We start from the raw sequence: 22276 nt of genomic DNA on the forward strand, positions 1-22276 counted from the left end.
GCCGAGTACGAGGAGTTGCAGACAGCGGCATAGGCAGAACCCTCAACACCGCTGTCCGAGAAGCGCAGGGCCCCTCACACAGACGGTCGGTCAGTCCGTCGGGGTCTGCATCATGCAGGGCGACGGCAATCTCGTCATCTACGACGCCGGCGCCCAGCCGATCTGGGCATCACAGACCTTCGACAACCCCGGCAGCCACCTGATCGTCCAAGGCGACGGCAACGTCGTCATCTACCGACCGGACGGCACCCCCATCTGGGCCACAAATACAGTGTGACGCTCTCGCGTTCAGTCAGGTAAGCCGATTAACAGCGTGCCGGGCCGTGTCGTCGGCCATGGCCTTCGAGGCGATCGCAGGTCGGCGCAGGAAGTCGGTGGTCACCACCGCCGCGACCGCGTCGTCGGCGGCCAGGTCGCGGATCGCCTCCACCTTCTCCTGGACGCTCTCCGGGGAGTCGACCTTCCAGCCCACCACCCGTTTCGCGCTGTCGTGCGTCCACCTCGGCGGACCACCGCGCGGGTTGGGCGGGGGGTTGTTGACTGCCTCGAACCGCTCCTGCTCATCGGGGATGCTGGCCAGCACCTTGTGGATGGTGTGCGAGACGTCCGCCCGCCGACGCTCCGCCAGCCAGCGCGAGGACACCCACCGATAGCCCCGGACCGTCGTATAAGCCAGGCCGACGTCTTCGGCGAACATCCGGATGGCCTCGCTGACGGTGAACAGGTCGTCCTTCCCGGACGGATTCGCACCCCCGTATGAACGCATCGGCTCGATCTCCATGGCCGCGTCACCAAGACACCACTGGGCGCTGCCGTCGCTTTCGCCTTCGGCATCAACGCGTCTCCGCATCCACGGCACAGCCCATCTTCCGTATCCGCGGTGACGACCAGCCGCAGCCGGACACCCCGGCCTTTGCCCATACAGGCACCGTACGCACGCCAACAACGGCCGTCCAGCACCCGCTTATCGCCGAACAGCGTAAGGGCGACTGTGCCTATTCGGACGCGGCGAACAGAACGGTATGACGGTCAATCGACTCTGCGAGAGGTTTCTGTCGCATCTTGCTGAAGGCGGCCTCGCCAAGCTTGCTGGCACCGGTCAGCCCGGCCCGCATCGCTGCCGGCTGAGCCCCGGGTATCAGAGATATCAGGGACCCCACGATCAGCGTCAGAAGGCCAGCCTTACCCGCCTTCATGACATCGCTTTTGTTGATCGAGGTGTTGATGGCAAGTCCGGCCTCTACGATGTTCTCGTAGATCTCGCCACGGATCGTGTCGACTTGTTCCACTGTCAGCGGCACGTCCAGCGGTGTCTCCACTGAGCTGAGACCGTTGCTGAGCGCATGCCGCCAGCGGTTGAAGGTCTCGTCGCTGCCCCGGATCGCGCGGATGTCGCCAGGAGCGAGATTCGATAGGTCAGGCAAGTCGATTCGGAGCAGCCGGTCCAACAGCCTCATTTGCCGCTGCACGCGTGACGATGGCGAGGGGCCGGCCAGCCACTCGGGGGCAACGGTCAGCGCGTGCGCGAGCGCGTTCTGCTGCCAGTCGTTGCGCAGGTAGACGTCCAGGTCTCCAACGCGGTCGGAGACGCGCACGCCTCTCACGATCTCGCCGAGAGTATTCGTGAGCAACCGCTGCTGCTGCCGCTGCCGCATGTCATCAGTGATGTCAGCTTTGGGGTGCTCAAAGAGCAAATCAGCCTCCGCGCGCTCGGCTAGTTGCGCGCCGACGCGCTCCTGGATCTGCGCGAACTGGGCGTCTGAGAGCACGTAGGGATCATCTCGACGCCGGTGTGTCCCTACGCCGGGCGGGTCGGCCTCGCGGTACACGGTGACGTGTGGTGCGAAGCCCGACGTCTGCAACTGCCCGGTCTCCACCAGCATGACGGCACCGCAGTCGACTAGGCCGCGGAGCGCGACCAGCAGGGCGATGTAGCGGGAGAAGATGGGCTTCGGGTTGATGTGGAAGCCGAACATGCCCTGTTGCAAGGACAGGAAGCCATATTGCCTGCGCGAGGTGATCAAGTGCATCAGGGGGTTCTCGATGGCAACGCTGTGGCAATACAGAAGGTGGTGCACTAGGCCGTCGTACAGCGCCCACAGTTGGTTCTCGTCGTTGCTGAACGCGGGAGCGTACAGGGACACGCCTTTCGGTCCGCAGTATGCACCTGCGATATACGGCCGCAGCTGCCGCTCTGGCTTCTGCGCGATGCGCGGCTTCTGCGTGGTCACCCACTCCAGGTATCGCGCACCGAAGTCCAGAGCAGTCTTCCCGGGGCCCTCCCGCACCTGCAGTACCAGGTCAGGGCTGGCGGGTTCTCCGAAATGTTCCTCTACAAGTTCATAGATGTCGGCAGCGACCACACTCGAAGGCTCCCACCATCGCGACGGCGAGACAATGGCTCCGTGTGCCGCCCGCTATGCCGCGCACGGATGGAGTCTGAGCTCGTGGCGTACACGACCGCCGGCTCTGACGCGTGCTGGTCGCTGAGACTTGTCTTCAACAAGCTCAAGCTGGAAGCCAACTCCCCTGACCTGTACCGAGACGCTTTCACGTTGTCATGGAGGCCTCAGACACAGCTTCTGAGCTCCACCCGTGAGCGGATCGCCACTGTCGACGGAACCCACGGCACTCTCAAGCACGGCTGCAGGGGGAGCCGCGGGTTCCCGATAAAGACCCCTCATTTTCGCTGAACCCACGGCGGACGTGCCGTTAACGAACGGCGAACCAAGCGACATGTAGCTCTCTGTAGCCAATGTGACGGTCGGTCGCTGGCTCGGGGTGAGGGCGAGTCAAGCAGTGGATAGCGGTAGCAGTGATTCCGCTTCGAGGTCGGCCTATCGGACTTCCGGGCTCTGACGCTCCGTCAGGGTATTGCCCCAGTAAATGCCGGATTTACTGCGGCGGTGCCTCTACCGTGATCATCTCGACCTGCGGCGGGGCTTCCGGCCGCCGGGGTGAGGTGTACGCATTTGCTGCGGCAGAGCCGTGAGGGTGGGGCGGGTATGGCGATCGAACCAGTGGCCGAACTCGGGAGCAGGGGCGCGCTGCGTGTGCCGCGCGCCAGGGTGGTGCCCTTGTCCGCCCCTCCCGCGTCGTACACCGCGGCGGTCGAGCGGTACCTCACCGGCGCGGGCATCGCGAAGTCCTCCGCCCGGATCTACCGGATCTCGCTGACGACGTGGGGGTGGATGTTCGCCGGCGACCCCGCGCCGACCGGCCCGGCCCGCCGCGGCGCGAAGCCGCCCGCCGTCCCGATCTCGGTCATCGACGATCCCGCGCTGCCGGAGGTGCTGGCCGAGCTCGCGGCGGCCCGCGCGGACGAGATGGACGCCGACACCGTCAACCGGGAGCTGTCCATCGCGCGCAAGGCGATCGGCTGGTGGCAGCGCCAGGGGTGGATTGAATGCGATCCGACGATCGGCATCGAGCGGCGGCCTGCGCCGCCGGACCGCACCAAGTCCCTGGCCGAGAACCAGATCGCCGCCCTGTGGCGCCTCGACGTCTCACTGCGGGAGAAGACGTTCTGGAAGGTGCTCTACGAGTCCGCCGCGCGGGCCGATGAGGTGCTGTGCCTGAACGTGGAGGACCTGTACCCGGCGGACAAGCGCGGCAGGATCACCGCCAAGGGCGGTGCCACCGAGTGGATCCACTGGCAGTCCGGCACCGCCCAGCTGCTGCCCCGCCTGATCGCCCGCCGCACCCGCGGCCCGCTGTTCCTCACCGGCCGCAAGGCTCCGGCCGGAACGCCGACGCTGGACGTATGCCCGGAGACCGGCCGCGCGAGGCTGTCCTACCGCCGGGCTGAGGAGATCTTCGAGGAGAACACCCGGCTGCTGGCCAACCCGCTCGCCTCGCCCGACGACATCGAGGACCTGGACGGCTGGACCCTGCACCGGCTTCGCCACAGCGCCCTGACGCACGACGCCGAGGGCGGCACCTCCACCCCGATGCTGCTGGCCCGCTCCCGCCACGCCTCCGTCCGCTCCCTGGAACGGTACGCACGCCCCGGCGTCGACGCGGTCGCCCGACACGTCGCCGAACGCGACCCCGCCGCCCGCCGCCGCGGGTGAGTCCGAGCACATCAGGGCTTCAAGATCATCCCGTTGCCCCTTTGACGCGTATCTCGGTCACACCCGTGATACGGCCGAAGGCCCCACGGATGGCCGAGCGTCTGGTCGATGACATCTTCACCGCGCTGGACGAACAGACCGTGGTCGTTCCCGGCACGGACGCGGCCGCGCTGATCGTCCCGAGCCTCGCCGGCTCGCTCCAGGCGGTCCTTGACCAGCGGAAACTCCTCGCCGCAAGAATCGAGGAACTACTGGAGGCACACCCTCTTTCAAAGGTCCTGACGTCCATGCCGGGGATCGGAGTCAGGACCGGAGCACGCATCCTCATCGACGTCGGCGACGGATCCAGCTTCCCGTCCGCCGCTCACCTCGCCGCCTACGCCGGACTGGCCCCGGCAACGAGGAGCTCGGGCTCCTCGATCCGTGGCGAACAGCCCTCCCGCCGCGGAAAGAAACAGCTCAAACGGGCCTTCTTCCTGTCCGCATTTGCGGCTCTGGCCGACCCCGTCTCCCGCGCCTACTACGACAGGAAGATCGCCCAGGGAAAGCATCACCCCCAGGCTCTCCTCTGCCTCGCCAGACGCCGAGCCGACGTGCTGTTCGCGATGCTCCGCGACGGCACCTTCTACGAACCCCACCCCGCCCCAACGGGTTGACGAAACCCATAGGGGCACCCCCCGCAACCCTTATGGTCGAGCATCAGGCGTGGGTGCGGCGGCGCAGGGCGGTGAAGGCGAGGCCGGCGGCGGCCGCGGCTCCGCCGCCGGCCAGCAGCATGGTGGTGATCTGGGGGTTGTCCTGCTCGGGGTCCTGGATCCCGCCCGGGTAGTCCAGGGTGATCTTGTCCTCGCCTTTCTGTGCGATCACCACGGGCGGGATGCTGCTGCCGCCGGGACGGACCAGGGTGAACTTCACGCCGGTCCGCGAGAGGTGCTCCCAGCCGCGGTCGGAGTTGAGGTGTGCTTTGCCGCCGTCGCCGGTGATCTCGGCGCGGGGGCCGATCATGGTGTCTCGGGCGAGCCTGATCTTGTCGCCGGAGCTGAGGGTGTAGGTGATCTCGTACTTGCCTGCCTTCTCGTCCGTGACCTTCAAGCGCTCGGCGGGCTTCTGCGCCAGGGCGCTGGTCGGGGACGGGGGGCTGTTGGCGAACGCAGCGGTGACGGGCAGCAACAGCGCGGAGCCGCACGCGGCGGCGATGACGGAGGAGTAGACAAGGGATTGGCGGGCTGCCGTCATGAGAGGAGTTCCTTGGTTCCGGTTTCGTACCGCAGGCGGCTAACCCTGCTTCGGTACGAAGAGCGTAGGTGTTCCGCATCGCAGGAACTCGGCGGAGATGTAACAGAACCCGCTCACTCGCCGCCCAGAAACGGCCGTGGTACTGGTGGTGTGGACGCGTATTCAACTGTCGCGTGTTGCCCGTGCTGCTGGCCGTGGGAGTGACTTTCCGTGATCTCCAGGGGCGTATCGGCTCCACGTCCCGCTGTTGCCGAGGCCCTGCTGCCTGTTTCTGGCGTACTCCGGCTGCCCTCCCTCATTCGCTCTCGGCGGTCTGCTCGATCTGGTCGTCGAGCAGGTTCTGGGCGATGGCCGCATAGCGGCTCGCGGCGGTGTGGGACAGGTTGAAGACCGTGGCGAGGTGAAGCGGATCAGCGCCGACGGTCAGCGCCTCGTGCAGTACCCGGTCGCCGCGGATGCGTTCGAGGTAGACGCCTTGGTGCAGCAGGTGCCGCTTGAGGTATTCGGCACTGACAGGCCCGGTTCCCAGGACGGTCTTCGCGTTGATCAATACGTGCCGGTTGGGAGTCTTCGGCCAGGTGATGCGACGCTGGGCGAGCCAGACCAGCAGGGTCTGGTGAGGCAGTTCGCCGAGCCGTTGGGCGTGTCCGGCGATGGTGATCCGACGGTTGGGCAGGTCGAGGTCGTCCAAGGTGAGGCGTCGGATGGCCGTAGCACGGGCGGCGTGGACGGCGGCCAGGGCGACGATCAGCCGTTGCGCTGGTGTGACGGCGACCTGCTGGACGGCGAGGACCTCGGCGTCGGTCATCGGCAGCAGGTTGCGCTGGATATCTTCGGTCTTGAGGCGGGTGGTGGGGTTGGCGAAGATCAGGCCGCGCTTCTTGGCGAAGCGAAACAGTGAGCGCAGTGCGGCGATGGTGTTGCGCCGCTGCCATCCGCGTAAGGGGACAGCGCGGCCGTGACATCGCCGACGGTGATCTCGCGCAGGTGCCCACGGGTCGTCGCCCAGTTCTCCAGCAGGGGGCGGACGCAGCCGAAGTAAACGTAGAGGCACGTGTGGGACCGGGGCTTGGCACGGCTGTCACCGTCGAGCAGGACCAGCAGCCAGGCGCGGACATCGCTGGCGAATCCGGCGGGGAGTTCGGCGGTGCGGTTGTCGATCCAGGAACGGATCGCCAAGGCGCTGTCGTCTTCCAGGAGTTCCAGGTCGGTGAGGACCTCGGCGACCCGATGGCTGGAAGCGTGTCGCGGTATTCGCGTACCGACTTCGGTGAGCTTCACGGGCTTGCCGGGCGCTCGGTCCTCCAGCACCGCCGTCAGGCCGTCCATCGCGCACCGGAGGAGTGATGGTGACCATCCGTTGGTCTCGCCGAGCTGCTTGGCGTGGGCCGCGGCCGACCGGAGCGCGGGGTTGTTCGACGTCAGGGCGGGGTGCTGCCAGCGTGGCGGGGGTGGGATGCCTGCTTTGCGTCGGTGGTAAGAAGCCAGGGCACGGCATTTGTGGTCGCAGTAGGCCCGGTCTCGCCGAGATCCTTCGGGCAGCGGCTTGCCGCAGTGCATGCAGTTCATCGAGGAGGCAGGGACCTGCCGGTGCGGGGACGCGGGGTGACGGCTCGGGGCTGGCCCATCACGGTGGCCTGTGAGTCGGTCGCCGGCGTTGGCTCCGGCACCTTCTCCGGCTCGGGCAGGAGCAGTTCCTCGACGCCGCAGCCGAGCACGGCGCAGATGACGTCCAGCTCGTCGAGCTTGACAGTGTTCGGCTGGCCGGACCACAGGCCCGACATCTTCCCCGCGCTGATCACCACGCCGCGTTCGGCGAGCATCCGCTGGAGCTCGCTGGCCTTCCAGATGCCGCGGTTGGCGGCCGCCAGGCGAAGGTTCCACTTCACTGGGCCAGTCCTTTCCATCGGTCGGTGGCGCGCTGCTGCCCGGCGACCCAGGCGTCCTCGACGTGGGTGCCGTGAAGGTGGATGTATCGGGCCGTGGTGCCGGTCCAGGTATGCCCGAGTAGCTCCTGGATAGCGAACAAGGTCATGCCGGCGAGATAAAGCTGAGAGGCACAAAAATGCCGCAGCACGTGCGGGGTGAGCTTCCCCGCCCAGGTCGGCAGATGCTGAGCCGCAGCGTCGGCCAGCGACCGGCGAAAGACGTCGGCGGTCGCACGCGCGCAGGAGCCGTCCCGGTTCTTGCGCTCGGAGGGGAACAGCGGGGCACCCGGCCGGGTGTGGTCGGCATCGAAGTGGCCCCACACGTCCTCGATGAACCACCGCAGGTTGCAGTCGGCGCCATTGATCAGCGGCACCAACCGCGGCTTCGGCCCACGCCTCCGGGAGCCCTTGCCGTGCCGGACGTTGAGCTTGCCGAACCGGCCCAGCTCCCACCGGACGTCTTCCAGGTCGAGCATCCGTGCCTCATTGATCCGCAGCCCCACGTCGGCAGCCAGCCGGGCGACCGCGTAATTGCGAGCGGCCGGGCCGAACTTGCGGCAGGTCACCAATTCCTCGCGCCATCCGGCGAACAGCGCCTCGATCTCCGCTTCGCTGGGCGGGATCCGCAGCTGCGGCTCCACCGAGGCCCGCGGCCGGTTCATCTCATCCAGCGGGCACTCGACCACGCGGCCGGTGAGGTTGTGCAGCTCGACCTTGTGCCGCAGCTCAAGAAACTGGAAGAACACCGCCAGCGCACCCGCCCGGCCGGTCCGGGTCGACGGTTTGGCGTCGCGGAGCACCTTGCCGAAATAGACGTCGGCGTCGGCCGGTTCCATCTCCCACAGCGGACGGCCGAACCAGTCCCGGATCAGTTCCAGGTGGTTGGTGTCGTTGCGGATCGTGCTGTCGACCAGACCGGCCGAGGCTCGTGCGAGCACGAACCCCGCCAGGACGTCGGTCTCGAACTCGGCGAGTTCCTCCTCGCTCACCGGCGCTCGATACTCGCGCAGATCGCGTACTACGGCCAGAGCCAACCCACGCCTCCACGACTTCACCCAGACTGAAGGAATCCCGACAGGGATGAGGGTTGCGCACTACAGACGAGGTTGGGTCAGAACGGCCTGCCATCACCCGGACGAGGTAACAGGCCCAGGTCCAGGCACTCTCAGTCATGCCAGGGAGCTGCGGATGAACGCGGAACTCGGGGACTATTGCTCACCCAAGCACGTAGAGACGATCGTCATGGACGGCGTCGGCGAGGACCAGGAGCAGCGGGACATCAAACTCGGCGCCTGGATCGGCAACCGACGCAGCCGGGCCCTGACGCTCTCACCGGAGCGCATGGAGCAGCTGTCCTCAATCGGCATGCGCTGGACGTCGCCGCGCTGCAGAGGGCCTCCACCACCGGGTGCGGTGGGACGGGGAGGTGGTTGATGGCACGTTCCAGGAGCCGTTCGATCGGGACCGCGCGCCGGCTGTCGTCGACGCTGATGAGCTTGACCCAGGCCGCGGGCTCGTAGCGGGCGAGCATGGACACGGCGTACAGGACGGCCCACCAGGCCATCAGCGGGTGCAGCTCCCGCTTCATCGGGGTGAGTACGGGCAGGAAGTACCGGCCCCCGGCGTAGCCGCATGTCATGCCCCGTAGGTACTCCAGCCGCTGGCCTTCGGTCGCCGATCCCGGCGACATCGCTTGCGAAGCCTCAGCCCCGGTCGGCAGGTACGCGACGTCCCCGACCAGCCGGGTGCCGGGACACGTGGTTCTACACCAACCGTGTGTTGGTGGACGTCCGCTGACGGCGGCCGGCTGCTGACCGGGGTGGCCCGCGTTCGCAACCGCGCCGACTCCCGGGTCCCGGAGGCAGGCCTGACCACACCGGTCCCCGAGCGGCCGACCGCGACTCCCCTGTCTGGCACAACCCTTCGGCCTGCTCCCGGGTCCAACAGGCGACGGCGGGGGACGGGCCCCCCGCCGACCCTCGCCACTCCGCGCCCGGCCATGCCGCGATCCCGGGAGCCACACCGTGCGCAGCAAGCGACCCACCACCAGACGCAGGACGAGCCGGACGACCGCCACGGCCGCCGCGACCGTACTGCTGACAATCTGCGCCACGATCACCACGACGACCTCTCCGGCCACCGCCGCCCCCGCGCCCATAACCCACGACGACTTCAAGAACGACGGCTACCGCGATCTCGTCGTCTCCGCCCCTGGCGGCACCGTCAGCGGCAAGAAGGGCGCCGGCTACGTCGCCGTTCTGTACGGCTCGGCGACAGGCATCTCCACCTCCCGGCGGGCGACTTTCAGCATGAGCACCCCCGGCGTAGAAGGTCTCGCCCAGACCGGCGACCGGTTCGGGCAGTCCACCGCCACGGCCGACGTGGACCGCGACGGCTACGACGACCTCGTCGTCGGCGCACCCGACAAGGACATCGGCTCCGCCGTCGACGCGGGCTCGGCCACAGTGCTGTTCGGCTCCGCGACCGGGCTGCACGCCACCGACAGCCGATGGCTGCGGGAGATCACCCCGGTGGCGGGCAACCGCTTCGGGATGGGACTGGCCGCCGGTTGGTTCAAGGTCGACGACTCGGCGGTCGCCATCATCTCCACGAGCACCTTGTGGGCCTTCAGCTTCGAAGTCATGTCCTACGGCCGGGTCATGAGCTCGGACTACAGCGCACTGTCCTTGTACGTGCCCGCGGACTTCCGTCCCGCCTCGCTCACCATGGGCGACTACAACAAGGACCGCGCGGACGACCTGGTCATACTCGGGACCGGGAGCTACGGCAAGGCGGGCCTGTCCGGCAGGGCCGTCTACGTGTCCGGTGGGCGCGGTGGGTGGGCGGACCGCTATGAGATATCTGGCGGCGGCCCGGTCGGTGCCTCGGGCGACGTCAACAAGGACGGCTACACCGACCTCGTCGTGGGCTCCCCCACCGAGCGCGACTCCGCGGGCAACCCTTCCGGCGCCGGTGTCATCTACGTCCACTTCGGCGGACCCGGCGGCCCGGGCAGCCCGACCGGCGGATCCAACCGCCAGTTCTGGACCCAGAACTCCCCCGGCGTCCCGGGCGTCAACCGGGTCGGCGACCGCTTCGGCGGTGCCGTCAGCGTCGGTGACATCAACGGTGACGGCTACGGCGACGTCGCGATCGGCGCCCCGGGCAACGACATGGGCACCGCCCTCGACGCGGGCACCGTCTGGGTGATGCGCGGCTCCGCCACTGGCCTGACCACCAACGGCATCCGCACCCTCAGCCAGAGCCCCAGGACCGTCCCCGGCACCCCCGAGAAGGCCGACCAGTTCGGCGGCGCGCTGCGGCTCATCGACGCCGACCGCAACCTCATGGCCAGCCTGATCGCCTCCGCCCCCGGCGAGGACACCAACGACGGCCGCGTCTGGGTCTTCCCCGGCACCAGCGGCGGCCTCTCCACCAACCGCTCATGGTCCTTCAACGGCGGCACGCTCCGTGCCCCCACCGCCGACGCCCGTTTCGGGGAGACGCTCGCCCCTCATGGCCGTTGAGGAAGTCCGCGGGCGACTGATGCTGATCCGCAGGTCAGCAGCCATGTGACCGCCGCCCCAGGTCGGTCAAGTCGAGTTCGACCACATGCGGACCCTGGGCTGGATCAAGCCCACAGGCTGGCGGGAGGTACGGTTCGGTACGTCGCGGGCCGGGGCGGTCGACGTGCCGATGTTCACCACGGCGTCGGTCGACGCGGTGGTAGCCGCCCACCCCGAGGTCGACTGGGAGCAGCTGCGCAACGTCGGCAAAGGCCAGCGCTCCCCGCTCGCCGCCCTGGTGACAGCCCAGGCGGCTGCCGCAGCGTGACCTCTGGTGCCGGGGCGGGGCTCTCGCAGAACTCTCGCAGATGGTCATTGGTGGGAGGCCCTGCTCGTCAAGGACTCGCCCGATCCTCGATCAGTCCTCGGCGGCCAAGCTCTGCGGTGGGCCAGAGCCCATGACTTCTGGTGGTGAAGTTCGCCGACTGAGACGCTGGAGAGCGCGCGCCGCCCCGGCCGGGACTGTCGGTGGGGTGCACTATCGTCCCCCGCCATGGACACGGACGAGATCACCCTGGTGCACCCGGGCTTCCCGAAGCCCAAAAATGTACGGCTGTGGGTGGACGGCGGGTGGCTGCGGCGGGAGAGCAGGACCGGGACGGCCGGCACGCCACGGCAGAGCAGCAAGGACCACGGCTCACCGGAGGAGGCCCGGTACGCCTTGGCAAAGGAGGGAAGGAAGCGGATGCACGACGGGTTCGTGCTGCTCCGCGACCCGGCCGAGGTGGCCTTCGGCGAACCGGTCTTGGTCTGCGCCGCGCCAAACCGCTGCTCGTCCCAGGCCCTCGACCTGCACCCCGAGGGTCACACCGTCGTGGTCGGCACGACGCTCAAGGAGGCCTACGGCGCCGAGATCCACCTGATCGACGTCAGGACAGGGATCCGGCAGTTGGTGCACACGGAACCGCCTGGCGCGAAGCAGACGTTTCTCCACACCGTCCGCTTCGACGCCGACGGACGGGGTGTGGTTTATGCGCTCAATGGGCAGACCCGGCACCTGGACCTCGACACCGGGACGTCGCGCACCCTCGCCTCCTACGAGCAGTATCAGACCGCGAACTTCAATCCGTTCTGCGTGCAGCCCTCATGGGACCGGGCCCGGCGCCGGCTACTGGTCTTCGACACCGGGAACCGGGTCCGCGTGCTCGACGACGCCGGGGAATCCCTGCTGGACCTCGACGTCGCACGGCGCCCCACATGCCGAGCCGGCGCCCTGTCACCGTCCGGGCGCCTGCTGGTCCTCGCTTTCGATATGCACGACATTGAGGTCTGGGACGTCGACTCCGGCCGACAGGTGCACCGCCACCGCTTCCCGTTCCCGTTCGACCGCAGTGCGGCCGGCTGCGGTGTGGACTCGCTCGGCTTCGACCCGACCGAGCGGTACCTGATCGCGAACGGCGGCTACGCCGAGGGCCCCTGCTCGATGGCACTGGACACGGGGAAGCTCGAATGGACCGTACCGGATCCATATCGAACGGACCGGTGGGGGACGTGCTACGGATGGGACTTCTCCCCCGACGGCTCCCAGCTCGCGATCGGCGACCGCGGCATGGCCTGCCTGCGCGACGCAGCCACCGGCGCCAAGGCCCCCGTCCAGCCGCCCTTCACGGGAACGGGGCGCACGTACCGCGTGGTGTTCTCGGACGCCGGGGACCTCCTCGCGTGCGGGGGCGACAGCGGCAGCATCGTCGTGCTCCGAGCGGGCGGCGGCACCTAGACAATGTTCGAATCACTCGTCAAGCTGACACGCTTCCGGATGCGCTGACCAGTGTGACCGAGCAGGCCACTTGGCCACTGTGTACTCAAGTTGGCCACGCTTACGCTCAGGGAGCTGGCAGCGGGGCATTCCGTTGCCGACCATGAAGGGTGGGCAGTGCCACACTGGCTCCATGGGAAAGCCGCAGACGATCGATGAGTACATCGAGGGCTTCGCGGGGCAGGGCCGCGAGGTGCTTGAGCAGGTACGGGCGCTGGCGCTCGAGGCGGTACCCGCGGCGAGCGAGGCGATCAAGTGGGGCCATCCCGCGTGGGTTCACCCGTCCGGGACGATCCTGTTCATGGTCAGCGGCCACGCGAAGCACGCGAACGTCGTGTTCACCCCCAGCACCCGCGAGGCGTTCGACGCCGACCTCGCCGACTTCGCCACTGGCAAGGGCTCGGTCAAGCTCCCGTACGGCCATCCCGTGCCGGGCGACCTGCTGCGCCAGATGATTGCGTTCCGCATGCGCGAGCACGAGGACGACGGCGTGCTGTGGATGTGACGGCCGTGGAGGCGAAGCGAGACTTCTGACGGGCGGCCGCTGTGAGGTCGGCCATCACGGTTGCGCCGACGGCCTCGGCGACGAGCGGTGCGTCCTCGGCCACTTTCAGTCCACCGTGTTCGATCACGACGAGTGAGGCCACCAGGTCGGGACGCCGCCCGGCGGCGAGTAGCGCGACCACGCCGCCGCAGGAGTCTCCCACCACGTGGGCACCGCCGGCCTCCTCCAGGAGGCCGAGTACGTCCTCGGTATCCACCTCGAAGTCACTGGAGAAGTCGCCGGGCGCGTCCCCGCTCGGGCCGTGCCCGCGGCGATCGACCACCAGGAGTCGGCGATGAGCGGCCAGCGGCTTCTGGTGGTGAAGCCAAGCCTACCCAGGCTCGGGTCGCTACTCGCGGCGGTCCCGCCCAAGGGGTGAGTACGGCAGCAGCAGCAGCACACCGGCGCATTGGGGGATTCCCACAAAAGCCCCCTCGCCACGGACTTCTCCTCCCCTTCGTCGCCCAGGCACTTGGGGGCGCCTTGCCCCAGCACAAGTCGCCGAAGTCAGCATCGGCCTGGCCTACACGCGAGCGACAGCTCCGGGGCGGACGCTCCAACAGCTGTGACACCACAGCAATGGCACTGACGCCCCGTCAGGAACGTCGGCATTGGGTCAGCATTAGGCTGACTAAACCCGCCTGCAGATGGCCAGACATGAGAACGCAACGTTGTCCGTCGATGGACTTCACAGGAGCGATCACCCCCTCGGGAAAACGGCGTGTCGAGCGAGGACGGCCGCGTCCCGCGAGAGGCCTGCACTAGAGCTGGAACCCCAGGTCAGCGCACCCTTCCGCGCGGTTTCAGTGGTACAGGCGGGAGTTCAGGAGCGCGCAGTGGAGCCCCGTCGTACCCCACCACCTCACCGAATCGAGAGCCCGTCAGCCAGTCCGAACGGGCCTGTGCGATGTCCTCGTTGGACCGCCCGATGAAGTTCCGCCACATCTCCAGTAGATGGATTGTTTCCGCAGGTCAGGGGGCCGGACAGCTCTCGGGGGTCAGCAAAAGGTCAGCATCGGAGCCAGAGGACTCGTCAGGAACCATCACGCCGCAGCCCGCCTCTACTTCTCATGCCATCAGACCCATGTGCAGCAGCTTGGCGGCCTTGCCGATCGAGCCGGGCATGAGGTGACGGTAGGTCTTGAACGTGACATCGACGCTGTTGTGCCCCATCCACTCGGCCACATCGGTGATGGGAATTCCGTTAGATAGACAGTTCGACGCAAAGAAGTGGCGAAACCCGTAGATGACCATCCTTTTCCTCGACCCGGCCGAGCACGACATGTGGGCCATCCACGATCTTGACGAGTGGCAGCGGCTGATGGGCGAGGTGCCCTTTCGGGACCCGCACACGCTGCACACCACGCTGAACGCGGCAGAGATCCCCTGCGCCACTGCTGACCGCGGCTGAGGCGGAGGAGCGCTGGCCGCAGTTCCGTTTCACCGGCCCCGTGCTCCGCCACCCCGACGCGGGCACCGTCGACGCCGACGCCACCGTCGCCGCCACCACCCGTCGCGCCGTCGAGCGGGGCGCGCGCCTGCTGACCGGCACCCGTGTCGCCGGCGCCGAGTCGCGGCCCGACGGACGGGTGGACCTCGCCACGGACAGTGGTCAGGAGGTGGTCGCGGACGTCGTCGTGGTGGCGGCTGGGGCCTGGCCGCCCGAACTCGCCCCGCCCCTCGGCGTTCCGGCCCCGTTGCCCCCTCAACGCGTCACCCAGCAGCAGGTGTTCCACTTCCGGCAGCATGACCCGCAGGCCGCCTGGCCGGTCTTCGTGCACAAGCAGGAACTGCAGCTCTTCGGACTGCCATCAGGCAGCGACGGCGGCCCGAACCCCTCCGTCAAGGTCACCCAGCACGACGAAGGCACGCCCACCACAGCGTCCGCCCGCGATGGTGTGGTGAACCCCATATCCCTTATAGAGGTGGCGAGTTGGGTGCGGGAGCGGCTACCGGGCCTCAAACCCACCCCGCTCGCGGAGGCCACCTGCCTCTACACCACCACGCCCGACGAGGACTTCGTCCTCGACCGCGTCGGCCCCTTCGTCATCGTCTCACCCTGCTCTGGGCAGGGCGCCAAGCACGCCGCTGACCGGCCGGATGGCCGCCGACCTGGCCCTCGGCACGGCACTCCCGCATCCCTGCTTCGCCCTGGGCCGCGCCCTGCCGACGACGTACGCAAGCTGACGGTCCCGTTCCCCACGATCCCCCGGAGAGCACACAGTATGGACACGGGAAGTACCGCCTGGATCCTGGCCCTCACCCTGATGCTGCCGGGCCTCGCCCTCTTCTACGGCGGCAAGACGGCCACCCGCCCCACCCTCAACATGATCTCGCCGGCCCAAGGTGTACGCGACCTTCGCCCAGGAGCCACAGCAGCCACCGAGAACCCCCAGAACACGCACGCCGAGGAGACCGAGTCGTGCCCGCAGCCGACCTCGTACTGACCGGAGCCCAGATCCGCACCCTGGCCTCGGACCGCCCGCATGCCACCTGCGTCGCCGTCAAGGACGGCCTGATCGCCGCCGTCGGTGACGACGCCGACGGCTGGCCCGGGCCCGGCACCGAGACCACCTTTTGGTTGTGTTCTGTTCGCGCAGGCGCTGGTAGCCACGGCTAGCGGTGGCGTCGGAGATGCGGCCCAGCTCGCGGCAGCGATAGATGAAGGACTGAACACTAACTCCCCAGACCTTGCGCAGTTCCGCGAGGCGAGCCAGGTCCAGACGGCCCTGTTCTCGTATAGCTGCGGCCAGGTGGCGTGTAGCACTGCGTAAGGCTCAGGTCCGCGGTCGGCGCGAGCGCCGGCGGCACAACGGATAGCGGTAGCAGTCGTTCCGCTGCGAGGTCGGCTTATCGGACGTCGCTGCGGCTGCGGGAAGTGAGCGCGGTTCGGCCGCTCGGCATGCCGCGATACATGAACGAAGCTAGACTGAAACGGCACATTCTTGCGCGCGGGGGCGTCTGAAGCCGGGCCGGCGAGGCCCTGACGGTCCGCCCAGGTGCGCGGATCATCGCGGCGGATCGCACCGCCGGCCGGAACGGGGACCGGCCCTCGATGACACGCACTCACCGCAGCCACCGCCGCCACATCACCCATGAACCACGGGGCGCTCGACCGCGAGCTCCGTCCATCCCACAAATACTCTCCCAGCTAGGAGGGAAACGCATGAATCGGCACCGTCGTTACGCACTCCTCGCTCCGCTCCTGGTCTCCTCGGTGGCCCTGCCCCCGACGACGGCCGCCCAGGCGGCCCCCGCGGACCGGCCGCCCGCCGCGCTCAGCGCGCCCGCCGGCCCTTCCTGCAAACTGGAGGTGGCACCCGGCACGAAGCCCGTGGAATTCGACCTGGTGCTCACCGGGTTCAAGGCGGGCGAACGCGTACAGATCGAAGGTCCGAAGCGCTTCACGGGCGTCATCAACGGCCAAGGAAAGTTCGACGAGGAGAACGTCCCCCGCGGCAACTACACGGTGATCACCGGCAACAAAAAGACGCGCAACAGGATCGCCTGCGAGAAGCCGCCCAGGACGCCCGCCGCTCCGGCCCTCGACGTCACGGACGCGGACGCCAAGGCCATAGCCCCCACCGGCCCGGTCGACTGTGCCAAGCCACAGGACGTGAAATTCCAAGGCACGCTCACCGGAACAGGGACCGGAACGGTCAAGTACGTGTGGAACGGCCCCAACGGCAAGCAGTCCGCGCCCTCTGTCGAATTCACCCAGCCCAGCACCAATACCACCGTGTTCACCGTGACCGCCCCTCCGCGTGCGGCGGCCGCGGATCCGCCCCCCAAGGTGACCGTTAGGCTCTCGGTGCCCAAGCAAGGGCCGGAGCAGGGCATTTCGTCGGGCGACGTGACATTCACCCTCCAGTGCACGTGACCCGCGCCTGAGCCCCCGGCTGGACCGGCTTGCGCAGGTCGGGGAAGGCCGCCTGTCGGCGTACACGTGAACGTGGCTCTGGCAAAATTTTCGTAGCCGGAGATCATCTCGATACGGCGGTCGGTCCGCCCGCATAGTGGCGGCGTAAGTGGGCGATCAGGAGGACACGCCGGTGGCGCAGGAGCGCGACACCGGCGTGTCCTCCCATGATGCGTTTTTGGAGCTTCACCCTTGGCGAGAAGTTCGCTGGTGCAGGATCTTGGCGCTGTGCTCACCCTCGTCCCAACGTTGCTGCAGATAGCCGTGGTACGGATCGAGAGTTGAGGGACGACGCGGAGGGCGGCGGACCGCCTCGTGCCAAGTGCGGGCCCGGGCGTACTTGCGCACCGTGCGCCGGTCCAGTCCGAGCTCGCGGGCCGCGGAGCTGTGGGAACGGCCGGTATCGGTCAGCGCATGCACGGCCTCGAAGAGCCGTCGGGCATGACGACTGGCCGGAGCGTCCGCCCACTCGGGTTCTGCCGCCGCGCCGTTCGCGAGCTCGGGATCGGTCGCCTCGGGCGCGGGGAGAGCTTCGGGCAGGCAGCCGCGGTGAGCGGCAGCGACTTCCGGAACCGCGCCGGGACCCCCTGCCACAGGTGGAAGCGGTCACTGACCTGGACGGCCTCCGGGGCGCCATCGGCAAGGCCCTGCCGATAGGTGAGCGAGCCGTCGCGGCAGGCGATCTCAACCCCAGGATGCCCGCGCAGCCATCGACAGAGCTGCTCGGCGTCCCTACCTTCCCAGAGCGTCGGCGGGAGTCTGGTTTCGGCGTCGACCAGGAGAGTGCCGTAGGTGTCGCCGTAGAGCGCGAAGTCATCCACGCCCAACACCCGAGGTGTGACCAGCGGGTGGCAAGGGTACCCTCATCAGCTGCGCGAGCACGGTGCACCGCGACAGCCTGATGTTGAGAATGTGCAGCATCCTCGCCCCTCCCCGGCCGGCCAGCACAACGCCGACCGCCTCGACCAGTGCTGCAGCAGCGGAGTGCGCCGCTGATAGCGCACGGTCAGTCCAGGCGCCTGCTCGGCGAAGGTCACCTTCGGGCAGGCCGAGTTCCCGCAGTACAGACGGCGCACGCTCAAGTCGATGCGGACCGGCCGACTGCCCAACGCAACATCGGCGAGATGCCGCACATAGCGGCTGTGCACCCACCCGCTCAACGTGCCGCACCCCGCACACCCTGCCGGAGCACGGGACCGCGTCCGGGCCTGAACCGCGATAACTGGACCAGAAGCATCGACCGAGACCACCAGCACATCTGCCAACTGCGGTAGCAACTCGGCCAGTTCAACAGAACACAACCAAAGGCTGCCCGCTATGCGGGCGGACCGACCGCCGTATCGAGATGATCTCCGGCTACGAAAATCTTGCCAGAGCCGACATACCGTTTCCGCGGGACACCATCAGCGGTCCACGGATTGTCAACCGACGCCTTCACCATGGGAGTTCGCCATCAACACACTTTCACACGGACAGGATCGCGCTCCCTGGCCGTGGGCCCCGAAGGGCCATGGTGCAGCGCGGCCCGTGCTCTCCGCGCGAGCAGAGGTGATCCGTTCAGAGCCCCCGCAGTCGCCGACGTGATCAGGTGCTCTCTGCGCGGGCGGAGGTGACCCGATCATGGCCACTATCCAGGCGGCCCGGCGACTGTGCTCTCCGCGCGCGGACACACCGGACTCCACCCGGCTGAATGACAGCAGGCCACCAAGGACCTGCCCTACCAGGGCACCTGCCCCGGCCGATCCCCGTCCGAGGTCAGAAGGGCCGTCCCCTCGGTCCAGCTCCACGGGGCACGCAGCGCCCACGCTTTGTAGCCGTCTCCCCGCGCCCCGAGTGTCCCTTCGGGCCGTTTTCTGTGCGGGCCGTTTCTCCCGCACCGTGGCCGACGCTTGCCCCACGATCCAGGGGTCGCGCAGCACCGTGATCGGCTGCCGCCACTCCGCCACCCACCACCGCGATGTCGGGCAGGATGGCGCCGAAGCAGCCACTTCCGATTCCCTGCGTCCTGCCAGCGTCCCGAATTCGGCGCCCAGCCACTCACAGAGGCCACCTGCGACGTCTTCCGCCGCCTACGAGTCAAGGCATCCGTGCAGGCACAGCAGTTCGAACTACCGCTGGCGGCAACGCTGCTGAACTCACGCGCAGCGGATTCACTCCGTTGGCCCAAAGTCCTAAATCCACACGCCCGATGAGACGTTTCCGCAGGTCAGCGATCCAGCGCACCTTCGGTGCGCGCCGGGGGCGTGGTAGATGCCGTGGTGCGCGCCGGGGGTGCTTCTGTCTGCCCTGCCGGGGGTTGGTGCCGGTCCGGGAGGCTGGAGAGGTTCGTTCCGGCCGAAACCGATGCTTCTGTGATGCCGGTGAGCTCGCAGGTCAGCGTGGTGCTGGGGGCCAACCACGGGAACCGTGGAGTGTTGCTGTGAGCACGGGCGTCAGTATTCCTGTTTCACCCAGGCCCTCCCGGAACGGCGTATCCATCGGCCGTCCGTCCGGGAGGGAGCGGGACCATGGACGTGCTGCACGAACGCTGCGCGGGTCTGGACATCAGCAAGAAGGACGCCAAGGCATGCGTGCGCGCGCCGAGCACCAAGCGGCGGGGATCGTTCACCACCCAGACCACGACCTGGGGCGCGACGACGAACGCGGTGCTCGCCCTGCGGGACCACCTGCTCGCCGCGAACGTGACGCTGGTGGTGATCGAGGCGACGTCGGACTACTGGAAACCTTTCTACTACCTGCTGACCGGGGACCTGAACGTGATCCTGGTCAACGCCCGGCAGGTCAAAAACCTGCCCGGTCGCAAGACCGACGTCTCGGACGCGGCCTGGCTGGCCCAGCTCGGTGCCCACGGCCTGGTCCGCGCCTCGTTCGTGCCCGAGCAGCCGGTGCGTGAGCTGAGGGACCTGACCCGTGCCCGCACGACCGCCACCCGAGAACGCAGCCGGGTCGTCCAGCGCCTCGAGAAGCTGCTCGAGGACACCGGGATCAAACTGTCCACGGTCGCCTCCGACATCATGGGCGTCTCCGGCAGGGCCATGCTTGAAGCCCTCATCCACGGCGAACGCAACCCACAGACCCTCGCCGCGATGGCCAAACGCAAGCTCCGCAACAAGATCCCCGAGCTCACCGAGGCCCTGACCGGCCGGTTCCGCGAGCATCACGCCTTCCTGACCCGGCTGCACCTGGACCAGTACGACCAGCTCACCGCCGTGATCGGACAGCTTGACCAGCGGATCGAGCAGGCGATGGCCCCCTTTCGCCCCGCCCTCGACCTGCTCGACACCATCCCCGGGATCAACCGGGCCACCGCCGAGGTGATCATCGCGGAGACCGGCGGCGACATGAGCCGGTTCTCCTCTGCCAAGCACCTCGCCCCCTGGGCAGGGGTCTGCCCCGGCCACCACGAGTCCGCCGGCCGCGTTAAGAACACCAAGGTCCGCCCCGGCAACCCCTACCTCAAGGGAGCACTCGGGATCGCGGCATTCGGTGCGGCCAGAACCAACAACACCTACCTACAGGCCCGTTACAAGCGGCTGACCGCCCGCCGCGGCCCACTCAAGGCCCTGGTCGCCGTCGAGCACTCGATCATCACCGCAATCTGGCACATGCTCACCGACAACGTCCCCTACTGCGAGCTCGGCGGCACCTACTTCACCCAGCGAGACCCCGAACGCGCCACCCGCCGCGCGATCACCGCCCTCAACCAGCTCGGCTACACCGTCACGCTCAACCCGATGGAGGGCGCAGCCTGACGGCACATGGCCAAACGCCCGGCAGCCCTCCACGGACTCCGGGCACCCAACCCTGCCACAACCACCCCTGACCTGGACCCTATTTACGCGTCAGAAGCCTGCACGGCGGGGCGGGTGGGACTCGAACTCACGGCCGACGGATTATGAGTCCTTTAAGGATCTTGGCGGCCCTTGCCGATCAGTGCCGATTCACGCCGTTCTTGCAGGTCAGACGTGCTGATCAGTGTCAGCCCTGTGCAGTGCTTGTCGGTCTGTTCCTGTCCTTGTGGCCCCTCAATGGCCCCTGGGCGTCGATGAGTTGGACGCTTACCACAGCAGCAGCCGCGTCCGCCCAGTTCAGCCAAGAGGATGGAACCTTCGCACAGCGGAGTCCCTTACCGACGAGATGATGCTCCACCCCTTGTCCCGGGGTGGAGCATCATCCCTGACGTCAAGGCGCGAGCTTGTCCACCGGACCGCTCATCGACCTGGGTCGCAGCGCGTCGACGGGTCAGCCGAGGACATAGGTCTCATCGCCGAAGTCAGCGACGATCTTCAACTTGCCGCCGAGCGCCTTGACGTAGGCGGCGAGGGTGTCGACCTCGCTGCGCTCCAGTTGACCCTTCTCGATGCGTGAGACGCGGGCCTGGGTGACACCCATGGCTTCGGCGACCTGGACCTGTGTGGTGTGCTGCCGCTTCCGCAACTCGGCAAGACGGTGCACACGGGAGGCCAGGACCATCGCCTGCGCCCCCTTTTGAATCTGGTCCCTTTCAGCATCGGTGAAGGCGAATTCCTCGGCCAGGTCTCCCCAGGAGACGGCCTGCGGGTCCTTGAGGTGATCAATCATCGTGCCCCGTCCTCTCCATCGATTCGCTTCAGATGCTCCGCGTACGCCTGCTCTGCCTGGGGCACCGCGACGCGCTACCAGCCGGACCAGTTGCCCGCCTTGTCGCCGCCCACCAGGATCACTGCCTGGCGGTCCGGGTCGAACACGAACAACAACCGCACTTCAGTCGCCCCCGCCGAGCCAGGGCGGAACTCCTTGAGGTTCGACAGCACCGAGCCCTTGATCGTGTCCACCAGAGGCCGACCCAGCGCGGGACCTTCCTCCTGAAGGGCAGCGACAGCCTGGCTGACCTGAATCAGGGTGTCGCGGTCAGTGCGGCGCAGGCCGTGAAGCCACGAAAGAGCCGGCTCGACCACGACAATCTTCCAAGCCATACACGCGTCCCCCATCTGCGCTTATTACACTGGCAGCATACACCACTGACGTCATAATTGGAGAGGGGTACCGTTTTCGCAGTGCGGACGTACCGCCGCTGATCCTGCACGATGCCGCGGCGACCGCATCCTGCCACTCGACGTCAAGGGGCGGCTGCGCTGCGCGCCGCTGCCGTCTGCCGAGTACGTGGCGATCGAGGACACACGGGCTGCCGTGGACTTACTGATCGTTTCAGAATGAGGTTCGGAGTCGTCTCAAGCAGATGATGCTGCAGGCGAGTTGGAGTAGGCCGAGGTGG

25 protein-coding genes and 4 pseudogenes are annotated in these 22276 nt (G+C 67.8%); 13 read left to right on the plus strand and 16 right to left on the minus strand.

Annotation, left to right across the window (positions count from 1 at the left end; all coding sequences use genetic code 11):
• Positions 1-112: 112 nt before the first annotated feature.
• Positions 113-277: a hypothetical protein gene (locus tag ACX28W_RS41765; protein WP_459005347.1), complete on the plus strand. Its 165-nt coding sequence runs from the start codon at positions 113-115 to the stop codon at positions 275-277.
• Positions 278-292: 15 nt separating this feature from the next.
• On the opposite strand, the gene ACX28W_RS41770 is transcribed toward ACX28W_RS41765, so the two are convergent.
• Together ACX28W_RS41770 and ACX28W_RS41775 are read right to left on the minus strand one after the other, a co-directional pair.
• Positions 293-766 (minus strand): DUF6192 family protein, encoded by a 474-nt coding sequence (locus tag ACX28W_RS41770; RefSeq protein ID WP_459005348.1) that lies wholly within the window; start codon positions 764-766, stop codon positions 293-295.
• 229 nt (positions 767-995) lie between these two features.
• Positions 996-2363 carry a hypothetical protein gene (locus ACX28W_RS41775; RefSeq protein ID WP_459005349.1) on the minus strand — a complete coding sequence of 456 codons (1368 nt, stop codon included), beginning with the start codon at positions 2361-2363 and terminating at the stop codon, positions 996-998.
• Positions 2364-3005: 642 nt separating this feature from the next.
• On the opposite strand from ACX28W_RS41775, the gene ACX28W_RS41780 reads away from it, so the two are divergent.
• On the plus strand, positions 3006-4073 hold the full coding sequence (locus ACX28W_RS41780; RefSeq protein WP_459005350.1) for a tyrosine-type recombinase/integrase: 1068 nt from the start codon (positions 3006-3008) through the stop codon (positions 4071-4073).
• A gap of 65 nt (positions 4074-4138) precedes the next feature.
• A pseudogene (locus tag ACX28W_RS41785) lies at positions 4139-4729 on the plus strand (transposase); the annotation flags it as partial.
• A gap of 43 nt (positions 4730-4772) precedes the next feature.
• Here the strand turns inward: ACX28W_RS41785 and ACX28W_RS41790 are convergent.
• The 5 genes from ACX28W_RS41790 to ACX28W_RS41810 form a co-directional block, all read right to left on the minus strand.
• Positions 4773-5309 carry a hypothetical protein gene (locus ACX28W_RS41790; protein WP_459005351.1) on the minus strand — a complete coding sequence of 179 codons (537 nt, stop codon included), beginning with the start codon at positions 5307-5309 and terminating at the stop codon, positions 4773-4775.
• Positions 5310-5604: 295 nt separating this feature from the next.
• A complete protein-coding gene (locus tag ACX28W_RS41795) occupies positions 5605-6117 on the minus strand; it encodes a hypothetical protein (protein ID WP_459005352.1) in 513 nt (170 codons plus the stop codon).
• 59 nt (positions 6118-6176) lie between these two features.
• Positions 6177-6638: a hypothetical protein gene (locus ACX28W_RS41800; RefSeq protein WP_459005353.1), complete on the minus strand. Its 462-nt coding sequence runs from the start codon at positions 6636-6638 to the stop codon at positions 6177-6179.
• Between the two features lie 236 nt (positions 6639-6874).
• Positions 6875-7198: a helix-turn-helix domain-containing protein gene (locus tag ACX28W_RS41805; protein WP_459005354.1), complete on the minus strand. Its 324-nt coding sequence runs from the start codon at positions 7196-7198 to the stop codon at positions 6875-6877.
• Complete coding sequence (locus tag ACX28W_RS41810) at positions 7195-8271, minus strand: tyrosine-type recombinase/integrase (RefSeq protein WP_459005355.1); 1077 nt, start codon at positions 8269-8271, stop codon at positions 7195-7197. The genes ACX28W_RS41805 and ACX28W_RS41810 overlap by 4 nt, the downstream gene beginning before the upstream one ends.
• A gap of 154 nt (positions 8272-8425) precedes the next feature.
• On the opposite strand from ACX28W_RS41810, the gene ACX28W_RS41815 reads away from it, so the two are divergent.
• Positions 8426-8671, plus strand: coding sequence for a helicase associated domain-containing protein (locus ACX28W_RS41815; protein ID WP_459005369.1), 246 nt, complete (start codon positions 8426-8428; stop codon positions 8669-8671).
• A 46-nt stretch (positions 8672-8717) separates the two neighbouring features.
• On the opposite strand, the pseudogene ACX28W_RS41820 reads toward ACX28W_RS41815, so the two are convergent.
• Positions 8718-8927, minus strand: a pseudogene (locus ACX28W_RS41820) (YaaC family protein); the annotation flags it as partial.
• Positions 8928-9261: 334 nt separating this feature from the next.
• Here ACX28W_RS41820 and ACX28W_RS41825 point away from each other — a divergent pair.
• The 4 genes from ACX28W_RS41825 (at position 9262) to ACX28W_RS41840 (ending at position 13064) form a co-directional block, all read left to right on the plus strand.
• A complete protein-coding gene (locus ACX28W_RS41825) occupies positions 9262-10764 on the plus strand; it encodes an FG-GAP repeat protein (RefSeq protein ID WP_459005356.1) in 1503 nt (500 codons plus the stop codon).
• 85 nt (positions 10765-10849) lie between these two features.
• A complete protein-coding gene (locus ACX28W_RS41830; protein ID WP_459005357.1) occupies positions 10850-11071 on the plus strand; it encodes a hypothetical protein in 222 nt (73 codons plus the stop codon).
• 225 nt (positions 11072-11296) lie between these two features.
• Positions 11297-12520, plus strand: a complete 1224-nt coding sequence (locus ACX28W_RS41835) for a WD40 repeat domain-containing protein (RefSeq protein ID WP_459005358.1) — start codon at positions 11297-11299, stop codon at positions 12518-12520.
• 172 nt (positions 12521-12692) lie between these two features.
• Positions 12693-13064 (plus strand): iron chaperone, encoded by a 372-nt coding sequence (locus ACX28W_RS41840; RefSeq protein WP_459005359.1) that lies wholly within the window; start codon positions 12693-12695, stop codon positions 13062-13064.
• Here ACX28W_RS41840 and ACX28W_RS41845 read toward each other — a convergent pair.
• The 3 genes and pseudogenes from ACX28W_RS41845 to ACX28W_RS41855 all read right to left on the minus strand — a co-directional run bounded on the left by ACX28W_RS41845 (position 12964) and on the right by ACX28W_RS41855 (position 14426).
• Positions 12964-13386, minus strand: coding sequence for an alpha/beta fold hydrolase (locus tag ACX28W_RS41845; protein WP_459005360.1), 423 nt, complete (start codon positions 13384-13386; stop codon positions 12964-12966). The two genes, ACX28W_RS41840 and ACX28W_RS41845, sit on opposite strands and share 101 nt — an antisense overlap.
• Before the next feature lie 497 nt (positions 13387-13883).
• Positions 13884-14054: pseudogene (locus ACX28W_RS41850) on the minus strand (pirin family protein); the annotation flags it as partial.
• 117 nt (positions 14055-14171) lie between these two features.
• Positions 14172-14426 (minus strand): tyrosine-type recombinase/integrase, encoded by a 255-nt coding sequence (locus ACX28W_RS41855; protein ID WP_459005367.1) that lies wholly within the window; start codon positions 14424-14426, stop codon positions 14172-14174.
• Here ACX28W_RS41855 and ACX28W_RS41860 point away from each other — a divergent pair.
• The 4 genes from ACX28W_RS41860 to ACX28W_RS41875 all read left to right on the plus strand — a co-directional run bounded on the left by ACX28W_RS41860 (position 14350) and on the right by ACX28W_RS41875 (position 16983).
• Entirely contained in the window at positions 14350-14514 is a 165-nt protein-coding gene (locus ACX28W_RS41860) for a hypothetical protein (RefSeq protein WP_459005370.1), read from the plus strand. The two genes, ACX28W_RS41855 and ACX28W_RS41860, sit on opposite strands and share 77 nt — an antisense overlap.
• Before the next feature lie 40 nt (positions 14515-14554).
• On the plus strand, positions 14555-15550 hold the full coding sequence (locus tag ACX28W_RS41865) for an FAD-dependent oxidoreductase (protein ID WP_459005361.1): 996 nt from the start codon (positions 14555-14557) through the stop codon (positions 15548-15550).
• Complete coding sequence (locus ACX28W_RS41870) at positions 15526-15723, plus strand: hypothetical protein (protein WP_459005362.1); 198 nt, start codon at positions 15526-15528, stop codon at positions 15721-15723. The genes ACX28W_RS41865 and ACX28W_RS41870 overlap by 25 nt, the downstream gene beginning before the upstream one ends.
• A gap of 546 nt (positions 15724-16269) precedes the next feature.
• Positions 16270-16983, plus strand: a complete 714-nt coding sequence (locus tag ACX28W_RS41875; protein ID WP_459005363.1) for a hypothetical protein — start codon at positions 16270-16272, stop codon at positions 16981-16983.
• A gap of 225 nt (positions 16984-17208) precedes the next feature.
• Here the strand turns inward: ACX28W_RS41875 and ACX28W_RS41880 are convergent, their stop codons facing one another.
• The 3 genes and pseudogenes from ACX28W_RS41880 to ACX28W_RS41890 all read right to left on the minus strand — a co-directional run bounded on the left by ACX28W_RS41880 (position 17209) and on the right by ACX28W_RS41890 (position 18278).
• Complete coding sequence (locus ACX28W_RS41880; RefSeq protein WP_459005371.1) at positions 17209-17616, minus strand: hypothetical protein; 408 nt, start codon at positions 17614-17616, stop codon at positions 17209-17211.
• Positions 17617-17669: 53 nt separating this feature from the next.
• Positions 17670-17852: pseudogene (locus ACX28W_RS41885) on the minus strand (ISL3 family transposase); the annotation flags it as partial.
• Between the two features lie 36 nt (positions 17853-17888).
• Positions 17889-18278: a transposase family protein gene (locus ACX28W_RS41890; protein ID WP_459005368.1), complete on the minus strand. Its 390-nt coding sequence runs from the start codon at positions 18276-18278 to the stop codon at positions 17889-17891.
• A 1251-nt stretch (positions 18279-19529) separates the two neighbouring features.
• On the opposite strand from ACX28W_RS41890, the gene ACX28W_RS41895 reads away from it, so the two are divergent.
• A complete protein-coding gene (locus tag ACX28W_RS41895; protein WP_459005364.1) occupies positions 19530-20774 on the plus strand; it encodes an IS110 family RNA-guided transposase in 1245 nt (414 codons plus the stop codon).
• 490 nt (positions 20775-21264) lie between these two features.
• On the opposite strand, the gene ACX28W_RS41900 is transcribed toward ACX28W_RS41895, so the two are convergent.
• Positions 21265-21603: an XRE family transcriptional regulator gene (locus tag ACX28W_RS41900; protein ID WP_459005365.1), complete on the minus strand. Its 339-nt coding sequence runs from the start codon at positions 21601-21603 to the stop codon at positions 21265-21267.
• A 74-nt stretch (positions 21604-21677) separates the two neighbouring features.
• Positions 21678-21959, minus strand: coding sequence for a type II toxin-antitoxin system RelE/ParE family toxin (locus ACX28W_RS41905; protein WP_459005366.1), 282 nt, complete (start codon positions 21957-21959; stop codon positions 21678-21680).
• Positions 21960-22276 lie beyond the last annotated feature (317 nt).

It is taken from the genome of Streptomyces sp. SD15 (assembly GCF_054462255.1).